The organism is Bdellovibrio sp. HCB288 (genome assembly GCF_047305935.1).
In the GTDB taxonomy this organism is placed as follows: Bacteria; Bdellovibrionota; Bdellovibrionia; order Bdellovibrionales; family Bdellovibrionaceae; genus Bdellovibrio.
Genome location: NZ_CP178619.1, coordinates 1,021,259 through 1,036,959 on the forward strand (window position 1 = coordinate 1,021,259; position 15,701 = coordinate 1,036,959).

At 47.1% G+C, this 15,701-nt stretch carries 14 protein-coding genes; 2 read left to right on the top strand and 12 right to left on the bottom strand.

Translation table 11 applies throughout. From position 1 onward, the window contains the following. Complete coding sequence (locus ACLVWR_RS04890; RefSeq protein WP_413582771.1) at positions 1 to 801, top strand: DUF2799 domain-containing protein; 801 nt, start codon at positions 1 to 3, stop codon at positions 799 to 801. Between the two features lie 28 nt (positions 802 to 829). Here ACLVWR_RS04890 and ACLVWR_RS04895 read toward each other — a convergent pair whose 3' ends face one another. Together ACLVWR_RS04895 and ACLVWR_RS04900 are read right to left on the bottom strand one after the other, a co-directional pair. Further along, positions 830 to 2,200, bottom strand: a complete 1,371-nt coding sequence (locus tag ACLVWR_RS04895; protein ID WP_413582772.1) for a hypothetical protein — start codon at positions 2,198 to 2,200, stop codon at positions 830 to 832. A 170-nt stretch (positions 2,201 to 2,370) separates the two neighbouring features. Further along, complete coding sequence (locus tag ACLVWR_RS04900; protein ID WP_413582773.1) at positions 2,371 to 3,909, bottom strand: ABC-F family ATP-binding cassette domain-containing protein; 1,539 nt, start codon at positions 3,907 to 3,909, stop codon at positions 2,371 to 2,373. 151 nt (positions 3,910 to 4,060) lie between these two features. Between ACLVWR_RS04900 and ACLVWR_RS04905 the strand changes: the two genes are divergently transcribed. Further along, positions 4,061 to 4,720: a type 1 glutamine amidotransferase gene (locus ACLVWR_RS04905; protein ID WP_413582774.1), complete on the top strand. Its 660-nt coding sequence runs from the start codon at positions 4,061 to 4,063 to the stop codon at positions 4,718 to 4,720. Between the two features lie 54 nt (positions 4,721 to 4,774). On the opposite strand, the gene ACLVWR_RS04910 is transcribed toward ACLVWR_RS04905, so the two are convergent. From ACLVWR_RS04910 to ACLVWR_RS04955, 10 genes are all read right to left on the bottom strand, one after another. Further along, positions 4,775 to 6,070: a hypothetical protein gene (locus tag ACLVWR_RS04910; protein WP_413582775.1), complete on the bottom strand. Its 1,296-nt coding sequence runs from the start codon at positions 6,068 to 6,070 to the stop codon at positions 4,775 to 4,777. A 177-nt stretch (positions 6,071 to 6,247) separates the two neighbouring features. Next, entirely contained in the window at positions 6,248 to 7,192 is a 945-nt protein-coding gene (locus tag ACLVWR_RS04915; RefSeq protein WP_413582776.1) for a hydroxymethylglutaryl-CoA lyase, read from the bottom strand. A 17-nt stretch (positions 7,193 to 7,209) separates the two neighbouring features. Continuing rightward, the gene (locus tag ACLVWR_RS04920; RefSeq protein ID WP_340597813.1) at positions 7,210 to 7,587 is read right to left on the bottom strand and encodes an acetyl-CoA carboxylase biotin carboxyl carrier protein subunit; all 378 of its coding nucleotides are present in this window, start codon (positions 7,585 to 7,587) and stop codon (positions 7,210 to 7,212) included. Then, positions 7,587 to 9,077: an acetyl/propionyl/methylcrotonyl-CoA carboxylase subunit alpha gene (locus ACLVWR_RS04925; protein WP_413582777.1), complete on the bottom strand. Its 1,491-nt coding sequence runs from the start codon at positions 9,075 to 9,077 to the stop codon at positions 7,587 to 7,589. The genes ACLVWR_RS04920 and ACLVWR_RS04925 overlap by 1 nt, the downstream gene beginning before the upstream one ends. A gap of 77 nt (positions 9,078 to 9,154) precedes the next feature. Then, positions 9,155 to 9,556 (bottom strand): response regulator, encoded by a 402-nt coding sequence (locus ACLVWR_RS04930; protein ID WP_413582778.1) that lies wholly within the window; start codon positions 9,554 to 9,556, stop codon positions 9,155 to 9,157. A 1-nt stretch (position 9,557) separates the two neighbouring features. Further along, a complete protein-coding gene (locus tag ACLVWR_RS04935) occupies positions 9,558 to 11,387 on the bottom strand; it encodes an ATP-binding protein (protein WP_413582779.1) in 1,830 nt (609 codons plus the stop codon). Between the two features lie 8 nt (positions 11,388 to 11,395). After that, complete coding sequence (locus tag ACLVWR_RS04940; RefSeq protein ID WP_413582780.1) at positions 11,396 to 11,974, bottom strand: hypothetical protein; 579 nt, start codon at positions 11,972 to 11,974, stop codon at positions 11,396 to 11,398. A 95-nt stretch (positions 11,975 to 12,069) separates the two neighbouring features. Then, complete coding sequence (locus ACLVWR_RS04945) at positions 12,070 to 14,010, bottom strand: GAF domain-containing protein (protein WP_413582781.1); 1,941 nt, start codon at positions 14,008 to 14,010, stop codon at positions 12,070 to 12,072. A gap of 62 nt (positions 14,011 to 14,072) precedes the next feature. After that, positions 14,073 to 14,933 carry an EamA family transporter gene (locus tag ACLVWR_RS04950; RefSeq protein ID WP_413582782.1) on the bottom strand — a complete coding sequence of 287 codons (861 nt, stop codon included), beginning with the start codon at positions 14,931 to 14,933 and terminating at the stop codon, positions 14,073 to 14,075. After that, a complete protein-coding gene (locus ACLVWR_RS04955; RefSeq protein WP_413582783.1) occupies positions 14,921 to 15,697 on the bottom strand; it encodes an enoyl-CoA hydratase-related protein in 777 nt (258 codons plus the stop codon). Before ACLVWR_RS04955 ends, ACLVWR_RS04950 begins: the two co-directional genes overlap by 13 nt. Between the last annotated feature and the right edge of the window lie 4 nt (positions 15,698 to 15,701).

Here is a 15,701-nt window from a genome sequence, read left to right on the forward strand (position 1 = left end):
ATGAAAAGTCTTGTCTCTTTGCTTTCGATTTCAATTTTACTTTCTGGCTGCGCCAGCCATCTAAAGAAAGATTGTGAAGCAACCAATTGGTTCCAACATGGCGAAAGCGTCGCCATGCGTGGTGAGTGGCTTTCCTCAGATCCCAAGTTACTGTCCTGCCGCAAAGAAGAAGCGGAAATCAGCGAATCCCAAGCGGACCAGGGTTTTAAAAGTGGTCGAATCAAATACTGCACCAAAGAAAACTCCTACTTGGTTGGCAAATCCGGCGATCCCTTTACTCCCCAATTCTGTGAAGGCTCTGACGTAAAAACTTTGAGCTCAAGCCACACTAAAGGCATTCGCGACTACTGCGCGAAGAGCAATGGTTTCACTGCAGGAGCATCGGGCAAAAAGTATCGCAACCTGTGCCCGGTGGATTTGGAGTCCGGATTCATGACTGAATATAAAAAAGGTCGTTTGAAGTACGTGGAAGCCCAAATCAAAAACGCCGAAGACCGTCGTCGTGAGTTGGACTACAAGATGAGAATTGCCATAACTGATGTTTCCTCCGCGCAAAGCCGAGTCAGCATGCTGCGCAGCCAGCAATCCGCACTTGAATCTCAACGTATATTTGCAAATGACAGCAACAATCAGGCACTTAAAGACCATATTAACAATCAGATCGCGACTCTTGATTCAGATGTTCGAAATGCACAATGGAAAGCGAATGACGCCGAAAGAGCAAGAAACAACATCCAAGGAGAAATGGATCGTTTGTCGAAAGAAATCAGCGACTATAGAACCGAAATGGCGGGACTATAAAAAAAGGGGCTTAAATGCCCCTTTTCTTTTAGAATCTGAACCACTCAATCGCATCGACGTAAGCCTTTGGCTGATAAGCATTGGCCGTTTTATCCCAACGCACTTCCTGCCAGCCCAGGCTCTTAAACGATGTGCTATCCACATCGCGATTCTTGATAAAGTCTTTAACATTCAAAACATTTGCAAGATCATCGCGTTTCATCAACAAAGACGGCAAATGGAACTGAACAAACGACATTCCCTTATTCTCAAGCGCAAAACCCTCGGCACCGGATTTCAGGAACTCCGTGTAGTGCACTTCTGATTTGGCGTCGCAATGCTCAACCACCAAAAGCTTTTCAGTACTTTCAGAGTAGTCCATCACATAGCTGAAACTAAATCCGCCACACTTCTCGACGATAGTGCGATTGGCTTTGATCTGACCGAATGTTTTAATCGGGATAGGAAACTTGGATGGCAACATCCACAGGTTGTCTTGGTCACGCAATGCGATCTGCGTTTGCGGCTGCGCTTTGGCGATCTTCAGGAATTCCTGAAAGACGGACGCATTAGAGTTGATCGGTTGATTGCTGACGTACAGCACATCAAAGCTCGCCTCAGCAAATGCCTTGTGATAGCCACGATTTTGCAGTTCGTTTGCAAAGCTCGCAGCAAAAAGACGATACGTATTGGATGACTTACCCAAATCCGAGCTTGAGATATAGTGATTAAAGTTCTTAAGCGTCGCCGAAGCACGAGCCAGTACGGACGCTGATTCATCACCAGCTACCGACAATACCGGATTGTACTCCTGACGCAGCAGATTCGACATACCGCGAGTGAACTTGTAGCGCTCCCCCACTGAAAGATTTTTGTAAGCTTTAATCCAGCTGCTTAAAATCAACGGACGCAAACTCATTTCCAGAACTTCAGACTCAATACTGGAAAGGTCCTGACTGTTTGCACAGATCGCATAGTCTTCTGATTGCTTCCACGGGGAATCACAATACGCCGCCGGAGACTTGATCACATAAGGCCACTTCACCGGAAGCAGTGCTGTTTTCAAGTGCGTCTTTGGGTCACCGATATCCAGATCGCCTGTTTGCAGATAAACCAGGAAGTCTGTTGCAACCTCTTCCAAAAGTTCCTGCTGAACGAACAGGGTTTCGTTGCGCTCTCGGTACCAGATCTTACTGATGGCTTTTTCAAGATGCCCAGGAGCTTCGATCAGGTTTTGACCGATATAGATTCTGTGCCCATGAATACGGAACATGTTTGGATGATCCGCTGTGATCAGGATCTGCACCTTTTGATAGAAGGGCTCAATACTTTCAAGCAGGCGCTCTGTAGCACCCACACGAAGACTGAGGTCCTTGATGTTTTGACCAAAGTAACTGCTATAGCGGGTCGCCTTATTCACCGAACAACGAAAGACCTCGTCGTGCTGCTTCCCGGAGGTTCTGTCAATTTTCTCGACAACCTTGGAATCAATACAGAGAGGCCTTTGGTTCATCTTGATGACGACCAGGCTAAGTATGCCAAAACAGACAAAAGAAAGAATTGTGAGCCAACGTGAAAGCATATCAAGAACTAGGATTGCAAAAGGCGGACCTCCCGGGTTTGAATTTTCTGCAGGAATATGAGGTCATGGGAGACCACGATCAAAGCTCCTTGATAGGAGTTTAAAACGTCCTCCAAAACCTTCAGGCTGCTTAAATCCAGATTATTGGTGGGCTCATCAAGAACTAATAGCTCCGGAGTCACATCAGAAAGAAAGACCTTTGCCAGACAGAGTTTAAGCCTCTCTCCGCCACTTAAACTTTCGGCTTTCTGATGCACGCGATCCGCAAAGAATTGAAATGCCGCAAGCTCATTACGAATCCATTCCGCCCCTTTGCTGGACACCTCCATGATGTTTTCCAGGACGGACTGATCAGGACGAAGCATGCTGTATTCCTGGTCTATCAAACTGGTTTTCAAACTCCCCACAGACATGGTCCCGCGGAGTTCACCTAAGGGAGACTCACCTTTGGAAAGCAACAGCTGCAGAAATGTGGTTTTTCCCGCGCCGTTTCTTCCCGTGAAAGCCCAGCGTTCCGGCCCTTTCATGTGCAAAGTCAGATTTTCAGGCCACAGAAAGCTTTCGACTTCAGAGAAACGGAAATTGAAGTCCGCCACTGAAAATATCAGCTTCTCAGTCGGGACTTTCACTCCCAGATCCTTTAATCGCAAAGTGGATTCCGTTCGCATCCCTGCAAAGTGCGATTGAAACTCCGCACTGGCCTGCTCTGCCCTTTGCGTTTCATTGGAATTAATACTTCCGAGTGTGACTTGAGCCGCCCTTTTCAATCCCCCCACAACAATGCGGGGAATACCGCCTTTGTCGGCGATCGCCTGTCCACGGCGCATGCGTTTTTCCTGGGAATCCACTCTTTCGTGTAGCTCGCGCTCGGTTTTCTTTTTCTCCCGGCGCAACTGATTCAGTGTGGATTGCTCCTGCTCGATTTCCTGGTTGCGTTGCTGTTCATAGAACGAATAGTTGCCACCATATACCCGCATCCCTTGATTAGACATCTCCATGATCGTCTCCATGGATTCCAAAAGCTCGCGATCATGACTGATAATCAGAAGATTGCCGCTAAAGTCATGCGCGAATTGCACGATTCTTTGCTTGGCTTCGCGATCCAGATTATTGGTCGGCTCATCCAAAATCAGCAAGCCGGAGTTTTCGGCGATGGCTTTTGCCATTCGCACCCGGGTCCACTCTCCACCGCTGAGCTGTTTTAATGGTCGATCAAAAGGGATATCCCCCAACAATGTTTCCTGAGTCACAGCATCCAACTGGTTTGAATCCCAGATGTTCACCAATAACTCACCGACAGTTTGTTCGGGCCGATCTTCCATTTGTTTTAAGTACATGACCGGATGACTGGCATGAATCTCCCCTTCCGTCGCAGAAAGTTCTGACGACAGAATCATAGCCAGCGTGGATTTGCCAATACCGTTGGGGCCGACCAAACCATAGCGACCGGCTCCCAGGCTGAAATTCAATGATGAAAACAAGCGCAGCCCATTGCTGTGCTCATAGCCCACATTGTGAGCTGTGATCTGAAATATTCTATTTTGCATATTTAAATAATCCATCTCTTGGGATCCAGAAGGTCCCGAACGAGGTTCTTAAAAAAAGGAATTAAGATGGATTTACTTTCTCATAGACGCCGGGTTATCCCCGGCCGTTCTAGTGTAGCAAAGAGTTTTCTATTATGCTAGTCTCCTGCCTATGAAGAAGCTTTTAATCATTCAGCACGAATCAGATGTCCCTCCGGGCACCACCTTGGACTGGGCGTCTCAGAATGGATATGCCGTCGAGATCTGGCATCCGGCAGAAGAGCCCCAGATTCCTGATGCCAAGGCCTACGCGGGTGTCGTTATTTGCGGCGGCAGCATGGATACCTTTGAGGTTGAAAAGCATCCTTGGTTGCAGACCGAGAAAAAATTCATTCGTGATTTGATCGAAAGTAATATGAAGATCTTTGGCCTTTGCCTTGGCTCGCAACTGATTGCCGAAATCATGGGTGGCAAAGTTCTGATCCATGAACCTGGCTGGGAAGTGGGATTCGTTCCGGTTCATACCCCTGATGGCGAAACCATTCCGGCATTCCACTGGCACCACTGCACCTTTACGCTGCCACCAGGAGCAGAGCTGATTGCCACCAATGATTTCTGTAAGAATCAGGCCTATAAGATTGGTGATAGTATCATAGCGACCCAGTTTCACCCGGAAACGACCGAGGACTGGATTAGAGAGTGCGCTGATGAGGTGGGCTCTCACCAGCAGGGTATTGTTCAGAACAAAGCCGAGATGCTGGCTGATTTGCATTTGCAAAAGCCATTGAAAGATTGGTACTTCAGACAGCTGGATAAGTTATTTAAGTCTTAAAAACAAAAAAGGCCTGGGAAACCAGGCCTTTTTTGTTTGAATTATAATTTCAAATTACATCGCGAAAATTCTGGAACACGCACGAGTCAGTGCATCACGTTGCTGATTCTTAGCAACGAGCTCAATAAACTTCTTACCTTCTTCTGTGGTAATATTATAAGTTTTTCCGCGATACATTCCACTCACACCTACACCGCCCTTGTTCACAAGAGCTGTACCTGTTTGAATTTTGATTTCTCTTTCAAACTCTGCAAAGAAGTCCTTACCCCACTGATTATAGGTCTCAATGGACATCCACGCTGGAGGTTCATTTCCATGCAAAATACCCACTGATACCGACGCATAACCTTTCTTAAGGTTGCTTTGCTCCCAGGCTTTGGTGATATCTGTTCTGCCGACTTTATCAAAGAAGTCCTGAGTCAGATAAGTATCGCCGTAGTCACGCAATACGATCTTACCCGTCGGACGCATCTTCGCATCCAACTCCACCAGGAAGTTTTGCGAGTGTGGTGAATCGTACGTCATACCCGTCAACGCAAAGAACTCAGCAATCGCACGCGCCAGGGGTTTGTTATAGTGTTCATTCCAATACTCTGCCGGATCACTGGAGCCATTCAGTTTTGCGATCTCGCGGCCCTTTTGTTCATGCATGATTGAGAAACCCGGAACATATGTTTTTCCCGAATTCGTTAATGTGTCGTACGAACGAATAATCATACCCTGATCGATAACAACTTTACCCTTGTCGTCACGGGTTTCGATACCGAACGCCAATGGCTCATCAAGTAAAACGATATTGTACAATTTTGGTTGTTTCGCAATTTGGTCTTCCACGAAATCCGTCATCATACGTATTTGCTTACCATCGTCCCAGTCCTGATGCTTGTCACGCCAGTGACCGCCGGTCTTATCTGTGGAGCCTTTAAAGGAGAACTCTGCCTTGGACACCGGATCGACGATAATATAACTGCGGGAAGCAGTCATATAGCCTTTATAATAGACTTTCTTAACAGGAGTGATGCCATTGGCCTTCAGGAAACCTGCGATCTCCTGCCACCACTTGGTGTCTTCTGGATTAATGATCCAACGAAGGTACTTCACGCCTTTTTCTTCATGAATCAAAGAGTTTACGAACTTTTCAGGAGAGCGTTTGGCGATGTCCGCCTGCACCAGACTCAAGGGAATATCATAGTGATAGACCATAACTTCTTGATTACTACGAGTGGCTACTGCGTTGGCTTTGGTTTCCAGATTAACCAATTCCTGCATTTCCTTGCTGATGGCGTGGGAAAACGACGCCAAAACCATATTGGAAATCAAAGCAAAGCTTAGAGCTCGGTTGAACTTCATAATAATAGTCTCCTGATACGTTTTAAGTTCCGACCCGCGTGTTTCAAGAGAAGTACCAAGTTTTCAGGGGCTCAAATTGAATTAATTTGATCTAGAGAAGGAAAATCAGGCAAAAGAGCGCAACACGGCAGTCAGTGTTAACAAACTTAACACCGTAATTTGCTTGAAGAAGTTCAATTATTTACCGTTCGGAACTTTTCCGAGTGGTTTTAGAGTACCGACTTTACCCACTTTAGAAGGCAGAGCGTGTTGGATCTTTTCAGACATCCAAGGATCAATTGCGATTAGTTTTTCCAGGTTCAAACCGGTTGTAATACCCATACCGTGGAACATGTAAACGACATCTTCAGTTGCCACATTTCCCGTAGCACCCGGAGCATAAGGGCATCCACCCAAACCACCAAGGCTGGTATCAAAAACACGAACACCCACTTCAAAGGCCGCAAGAATATTTGCCAAAGCCTGTCCACGAGTATCATGGAAGTGACCCGCTAACTTTTTAACTGGAACCACTTTTTTGATCTTCTTAAACAAGGAACGAACCTGACCCACATTCGCCACACCGATAGTGTCGCCAATGGAAAGCTCATACACACCCAGCTTATGCATGCGCTGAGCAAGCTTCACCACGCGGGCTTCTGGAACTTTACCCTCGAACGGACAACCAAAACACGTGGACAAATAGCCGCGCACCTTGATCTTGTGTTTTTTGGCTAAGGCCATTACCGGCTCAAAGCGCTTGAAGCTCTCATCGATCGAGCAGTTGATGTTTTTCAAAGAGAATGATTCAGAGCAAGCCGCAAAGATCGCAACTTCCTTCACCCCACTGGCAATAGCATCCAGCATGCCGCGCTCGTTGGGAACCAAAACAGAGAATTCAGTTTTCTTGGGGATCTGACCGGATTTTTGCAAACCGAAAGCTTTGCCAACCACCTCTTTGGTGCCCGCCATTTGCGGAACCCATTGAGGGGAAACGAAAGCACCGATCTCCACACGTTTAGTGCCGGCTTCAATCAAACGACGGGCGAATTCAACGCGTGTGTCGGCATCCAAAACGACTTTCTCGTTTTGCAAACCATCTCTTAATCCCATTTCCACAATCGCAACTGAATTCTTCGCCATAAATTTACCGATTAAAATTACTCTGCAGCAGGTTTAATTTTTACCAAAGCTTTACCCAAGGCAACTTGTTCGCCAACAGCACAAGACACAGAATCAATAGTTCCTGCGATGTCACATTTCAAAGTGTACTCCATTTTCATGGCTTCCATCACCAAAACTGCCTGGCCCGCTTTTACGACTGTACCTGGTTGCACTAATATCTTAGTCACTTTACCCGGCATCGGCGCAATAACTGTATCAGAAGAACCACCTGCACCCGACTTCTTGCGTGACTTACGTCCAGAGCCGGCGTCCATAGTGAATGTACGTCCATTGCTATGCACCCACAGTGTGCCTTGAAGTAATTGGGCTTGGGCTTTGTGATCGATACCGTCGATACGAACTTTGATTTCCATTAGATACCTCTCCAGTAGGACGCCCACGGAGACGTGTTCGCTACTGCTCCAGCCGTTTGCACGCCGCGCGCCTGAGCCAATGCTGCCGTCGCAATTTTCTTTTCAGCTTCAGTCAGTTCCGGCTCTTTGATCGGATCTGCAAAATATGTCTCGATGAATCTTGTCGTCATCGTGCCCATCACAAATTCTTTGTGGGACAGAATCTCGATCAAATAAGGAATGTTCGTGTGAACACCAAACACCACAGAGTCTTTTAGAACGCGGATCATTTTTTGAATCGCACGCGGACGGCTTTCATCCCACACGATCACTTTCGCAATCATCGGATCATAGAATGGCGTGATGGTATCCCCGGAATCAAATCCATATTCATACCGACGACCCGGCCCCTCAGGCCATTCAACATGCCCCAACAAACCTGTGCTTGGAACGCCACCCATGAATGGGTTTTCCGCGTAGATACGGCACTCGATGGAATGACCACGTGGCACGCGGATTAGTTTTGGATCATGGATGTATTCACCTTGTGCAGTCAGGATCTGCATTTTAACCAGATCCACACCCAGCACCTCTTCAGTCACTGGATGCTCAACTTGCAAACGTGTGTTCACTTCCAAAAGATAGAACTCCCCGTCCTGCAAAAGGAACTCTACAGTGCCGGCACCTTTGTATTTACCCAAAGTCGCAATCGCACAAGCGGCCTCACCCATTTTGCGGCGAAGATCTTCGCTCAATGATGGCGATGTTGCCTCTTCGATAATTTTTTGATGGCGACGTTGCACGGAACATTCACGGTCAAAGAAATGAATCACGTTTCCAGTGGAATCGCCGAACACTTGAAATTCAATGTGCTTGGCGCGATCCAGATATTTTTCCAGGAACACTTTCGGTGAACCAAATGCCGATTGCGCCTCACGCTGAGCGGATTCAATCAACTCGGCTGCCTCATCAGAGGACTTAATCAACTTCATACCGCGACCACCGCCACCGGCAGCAGCTTTCACGATCACTGGATAACCAATGCGCTCGGCTTCTGTGATTAGATTTGCAACAGCTTGGTTTTCACCCTGATAACCAGGAACCAAAGGAAGGCCCGCTTTTTTTGCAAGCTCCTTACAATGAACCTTATCACCCAAGGAACGAATGGAATCCGCTGAAGGTCCAATAAATGTCAAACCTGCTTTGGTAACGGCTTCTGCAAAGTCAGCATTTTCAGACAAGAAACCAAATCCCGGATGGATCGCTTGTGCGCCACCGGCCAATGCTCCATCGATATTGGCTTTGATGTTCAAATAGCTTTCTGCAGTCGGTGCTGGACCGATGCAGATTGATTTCGTAGCCATGCGGAAGGCGCGGGAGTTAATATCCGCCTCAGAGTGCAGAAGAACCGTTTCGATTCCCAACTCTTCGCAAGCTTTGATAATACGAACCGCGACTTCTCCGCGATTTGCGATTGCAATACGTGTGAATTTACCAGGCAATTTTGTCATGGTGCAAAAGCTCCAATTTTAGAGCTTTATCTATATCCATAGACCTGGCTTAAGGCAACGAAAAGACGGCGTTTTCCCTATGCAGCTTGCGGTTTCGATGGCGCATCCAAAACCCCGAACACCTTCTCCTCCAACCCTTTTGAGTTGAAAGGTTTTAATAGGAAGCCTTTGATATCGTATTTACAAGCTTCCTGAATGCGCTCAGTGTCCGCGAGGCCGCTCATAAGCAAAACCGGCGTAGCAATCTTCAACTCTTCGCGCAATTTTTTGAGCAATTCCAACCCACTGGCCTTCCCCAGCTTTACATCCAAAAGAATCAAATCGAAGGTTTGAGTCTTTAGCTGCGCCTCCGCCTCACCAGGATCCTGCGCCCCTACAACCTGGCAGTTCCTTCTTGAAAGAATCAACTGCACCGCAGAACGGATTGTTGGCTCGTCATCTATGGTCAAAATCATTCGCTTATTGCTGTTATTGTCCATGTTAGGCCACTTTCTTTAGCACTTCACGTGCCAGATGTTCTGCTTTAAAAGGTTTTTGGATAAACTTAACTGAATATCGATTTCGAAGCTCTGTTATCTCTGCACTTTCCGCATAACCACTGGAAAAAATAAACTGCGCATCCGGAGCCACTTCACGCATGCGATGAAACGCCTCGATCCCGTTCATTTTTGGCATAATCGCATCCAAAATAATGATTTTATATTTTCCCGGATTTGCGCAAAGCTCGGTCAAAGCCAGCTCACCATTTTCACACGCATTCACGCGGGCACCATAGCGACTTAAAATATCACTTCCCGCCCGGCGCATGGTTTCCTCATCATCCGCCAGCAAAATTTCCTGTCCCAACAAAGATGTTCTCGACGGAATAGACATCCCCGATACCGGCGCGTCCTGATAGTAAACTTTCTTGGAGCGCGGGAAATACAGATGGAATACGGTTCCATGGCCCGGCTCGGAATATAAACCGACGGCACCTTTGTGATTCTTCATAATTCCATAAACCATCGACAAACCAAGCCCCGTGCCGGAGCCCGCCTGCTTCGTGGTAAAGAATGGCTCAAATACTTTTTCCTGAATTTCTTTGGGAATCCCACAACCATTATCTTCAATGGAGAGGCGAACATAGCTTCCCGGCGTAACAGATCTGTGCAGATTGCAATAATCCAAATCCGCATCCACGTTGGTAGCCGTGATCAGGATTCTTCCCCCAGTGGGCATCGCATCCTTGGCATTGACGGCCAAATTCATCACAACCTGAAAAATCTGAGTTGAATCTCCTTCAGTTGGCCATAAATTGCGATCAATCTTAATTGCCACACTTACTTTTTCATTTAATGAAGGCTCCAACAAAGCCACTGTTTCGGCGACGGTCTTCTCCAAATCCACGCTCGTGTGCTCATAGTTGCCCTTGCGGGCAAACGCCAGCAGCTTCTTGGTTAACTCTGCTCCACGCTCAGCACTGCTTTCAATCACACTCAATGAACTGACCAGGTGTTCATCCTTGGCATAGTCCTCTTTTAACAAACTCGAATACGCCAGAATACCACCCAGCATATTATTGAAATCATGGGCCACACCGCTGGCCAGCTGCCCGATGGCCTCAAGCTTCTGTGACTGCATCAACTGACGTTGCGTGACCTCTAGTTCCTCAGTTCGCTCTTTCACATTCTTTTCAACTTGTTCATTCATCATCTCCAGCTGAACCTGACGCGCGGAAAGCTCTCTCATGGCTTTAAGCGTGTTCAAGCAACCCGGAACCAGAAAAGACACCTCAAATAACACCCAACCCGTGTGCTCCATCCACTCCCAGTGGCTGATATTGGCAGAACCAAAGACCGACATCGGCCAATAAATCCCGCGCAGCAAATGATCCAAGGCGGTCACTGTCGCAGCGGTCATTATCACTTTCCAATCCCGGTAAAACGCCAGGAACGCAAGCGAACCAAAGATATGAAAGTGCGTTTCAACCCGTCCACCGGTCAAATGAATCAACAGAGCAGACATCATCATTTGTGTAACTGCAATCACGTGTCTGGTGATGGCCTCACCGGGACGAAGAATAACAAAGCTGCACGGAAGAAAAGTCAGCAAGCCACCAAGAATCAAAGCCGCCCAGACGTGAGGATGCAAAGAGCTGACGCTGCCACTGTAAGACTTGGGAGTCAGAACCACAGCGCAACCAATTGCGAACAACCATTGCCCTAACATCAGGTAAGAAAAAAGATTATCCGTACGCAGTGCCACGTGAGTTCGCATCGCCGTAAAAATTTTCTCTGTCCGCTCTTCAGCAACTCTGTTTAGTTCTTCCATAAATCTTTCTAAAGGTGACAACCAAAGGTGGGTGTTCTGGCAAACTGTGTTTTAATAAAAGGACCGGTGACGATACGCTCAATTTGCAAGGCTCCCGGACTGGAACCTTCGTGTCCCCGGCTGATGGTGATTCCACCCTGAAAAAGCAAATTTCCCTCTGGGGCATACAATACCGTTTGCCCCGACGTCAGCGCTCCCATGGAGCGGGCCACGCTGCGATTCAAATCTGTTTCGACATCAATGTTTGCGATGGCCCGGGCTTGCTTTTCGATTTGCTGCCCATCGAATGAATCATGGGGATCGTAGGAAATAAACACTTTCACTGCCATTTGCGTCCCGACTTTTTCCTTAAGTCTGGACAGTTCATTCAAGGTAGCCTGCGTGCAGGTACATTTAGGATGAGCAAAAACAAATAGTGTGGGAACTTGTTTATCAAGATAGGTTTCTGACAAGGAGGACGGATAGCGATCCGGCGCGGCTTGTTGCTCCCCAGGAGTGAAACTGAATTTTTCGAAGAGAAAAAATCCCGAGCTCAGAAGTGTTCCAGACAGGATCAAACTCAACAGTGAGAGTTTCGATCGATTCATAGTGATTTACTCTTCGGTGAATATTACCAAATCTTAATTCACTTTTAATTATTTTTTGACTGCCATCCTAAGAGGATTAAACGGACCCCTGCGCACTACGCAGATTTATTCAACTCGTTTAATTTTTCTGACACGAAATGATCCACCATCTTTTGATAGCGGGCATGCAGCGATAAAGCCGCGACGTCTTTTGCAATCAATTGCACCAAACGCAGGTCTTCCTCGGTAAAAGGTGAGACCCCACGCTTATCTGAAAACGTCATCACGCCTAAAATTTCATTCCCCATAACCAATGGACACAGCAAACATGAGCGAGTTCTATATTCGTTGGATTTAATATGAGCCCGTTCTTCGTCAGTGATGCGGTCCTCTTTTTTGAAATCGTCCACCAGCAAAGGACTGCGGGTTTTCATCACCCGTCCGATCAGACCGTGACTTGGATCAACAGTCAGCGCGACTTCTTTCAATTTATTGGTCGGTCCATAGATCGCCTGCGCATGAAGCAAAGGATCATTGCCTTTTAAATCCACCAGATAAATCGTGGAACGTTCAGCATTCAGGTATGAGCAGATAATGTCCTGCATGTTCGACAGTTTTTCATCATAGGAATCAGCACCACAAACAATATTCGTAACCTTTTGCAGAACCTGAATGGAGTTCAAACTTTTCAAATTGGATCTTTCATGGCTGGCATAACCAAAGATCGTGTAGACCGCAAAGAACAACGGGAATCCCACAGGAAAGAAATTATCCAAAACCTGCGCGGTCGGGCCATCGATCCACGCTGGATTTGTTTTCATATAAATTTCTGCAGTGGCAACGATACCAAAGATCAATCTGCGAAAATCATGAACCGGAACACCTGCGCGGTGGCGAAGACTGGTTAATACGACCATCGCCAAGTATAATGTCGCTGCGACCGAAATCGCAGTAGTAATCCAACTTAGACTGGCACTTTTAGCTGCTGGCACGAAGAACAATGCGGTAAACACCACACCAGCCAGGATAAAGTTTGCTGCCATCTCGACATGTCTTTTTGATTTCTCCAACGCTTCCAAAGCAACAAACGGCAACGCCACCAGACCCGCAGACAACAGACTGATTGTCTGCATTGCATGCTCACTAAACCCGGTGACCTCCACCGGAACTCTTTCAACCAGACTAAGGCTGCCGATTGAAAACACTGTGGACAGGTAAATTAAACGGCGGTCCTGTGGAGTGAAAAGCCACAGTCCACAGGTTGCCACTGCAAAGAGTGGATTCAAGACAATCAGGTTTTTCCAACTGGCCACAAAATGAAGTAAGGCCGTTGGATTAGTAAGCCCACCCTTGGGCACCAGGAACACGGCCCAAATAAAGAATCCTGCAATCACCAGAAATGACAAACTTGCGATCATCAAACTATTTTGCAGGGTGATTTTCTGAGGCAGCCACTTTTGCAAGTGGGACTGAATTGAATTGTTATCCCGTATATTGAGCCAAGGCAGGTCAACCGAATAGCTGACTACCGGCTTTTTAATATTTTTAAGCTTTCGTTCTTTGATAGGAGTGAATTTCAAATCAATCTTATCGCTGACCTGATCCACAACCTGCTGACTGATGCAAATTCCACCAGGAGGAGCCAGTTTTTCCAGACGTGACGAAACATTCACATCATTTCCGAACGCATCTTCCTCGGTCGCAATAAAATCACAAAGGTGAATGCCGATTCTAATCTGGAATCTTTCATCCACCATTCCGCCCAGATTTCTTTGATAGAGCTGGGATTGAATGTCGTAGGCGCACTTTACTGCTTCAAGAACACTGGGAAACTCGATAAAAAATCCATCACCCAAAGTTTTGATCTCACGACCACCATAGGACGGGAAGATCTCTCGCAGAATGTTGGTTTTCTCTCCCAGCAATTTCATCGCTAAAGCTTCGTTGCGATGAAATATAGCGCTATACCCTACAATGTCCGTAAACATCAAAGCGGCCAACCGACGACGATCAACAGCGGGACTGAATTTTACAAAGGACCTGGTGGATAATGGCATTCCGAAAATATCGGAGGATTGTTTATTTCCTTAACTCGCAGAAATACGAGGAAACTCCGAACTCACGGCTGAACTGGTACTTCCGTTCGACGAGATGTGAGAGAACTTCCACAAGATGCTACCATCACGAATAGAATCGCAAGCCACTGGATACTTGATAGTTCCTCACTTAAAAAAACTAGTCCCATCATGGCTGCCACTGCTGGCTCCAGACTCATCAATACACCAAAAGTTTTAGAGGGAATTCGTCTTAATGCGATCATTTCTAGTGAAAATGGAATCGCTCCCGACAAAACTGCCATGGCCAAAATCTTAAGCCACATCACTCCTGTATAAGTGGACAGTGCAAAGTGTGGAATTGCCGGCAATACGACCGTCAAGGAAGCCACCGTCAGTCCCATAGCGGTGGCAGCCCCGCCTGGAATTCTTGCCCCGACTTTTTTGGCCATAACGATGTAAATTCCCCAGAATGCTCCAGCGACTAACGCCAGAATCACGCCCGAGATGTCTATGCTTTGGGAAAAATCGGAATGCGGCAGTATCAGGGCAATCCCCAACAGTGCAAACAACACCCACAAACCATCGATCCATTTTTTGGAACCAAGAATTGCCACTGCCAAAGGCCCCGTAAACTCCAAGGCGACGGCAATGCCCAGTGGAATTTTTTGAATCGCAAGATAGAAGGTCATATTCATGCAACCCAAACAAACACCATACAGCGCGACAATACCCAGAGTGCTGCGGGAATATCGCTGCATCCAAGGTCTATAAATTATCAAAAGAATGAGAGCAGAAATGCTGGCGCGCCAAAATGTTGCCGCCTGCGGACCGATCAAGGGAAAGAGCTGCTTGGCAAAGCTTGCACCACCTTGTACTGACAAGATGGCGATAAAAACACAAAGTATAGCGACTAACTTCTCCATGAAGGTTCGCGTTTTTCAAGGAAGGACTTCAAACCTTCCTGACCTTCATCGCTGGCCCGACGTTCGGCGATGAGATGAGTTGTGCGATCCCGTTGCTGTTCCCAGGTCAGATTCGCAATATCGTTCAATAATCTTTTCGCCTCACGAACTGCTTCCGGCCCCACCTGTCTGTAGTTGGCCAAAACTTTTTGCAAAGCCGTGTGACCCTCTCCTGCAGGAACAATTTCAGTGACCAGTCCCGCTTGTTGCGCCACATGGGGATTAAAGACCGCTCCTGAAAGCATCAATGGACGAACCTTACCCGCAACAGCTTTTCTTTGCACAAACGCGCTGATAACCGCAGGAGCAATTCCCAGTTTCACTTCACTGAAGCAAAATTGAGTGCCCTCTTCGGCAATAACTTCATCACAAACCGCAACAAGCCCCAAGGCACCACCAAAAGCAGCGCCATGAATCAGACCGACAACCGGCAACGAGCATTTCGCAATTGTTTCAAACATCGCAAACAACAACAGGGAGTCTTCACGGTTTTGATGATAAGAAAAATTCACCATTTCTCTCATCCAGTTCAAATCCGCTCCGGCACAGAAGGACTTTCCTTCACCCTGCAGAACAACTGCGCGCAAATCGTGGCGATTGTTCAGTTGATGAAACGTCTCTGTGATCTGCGCAATCATTTCTGGATTGAATGCATTACGCACATCGGGCCTGTTCAATTTCACATAGGCCACATGATCCATTTCAACAACATTTAAGAAAGACATCCAG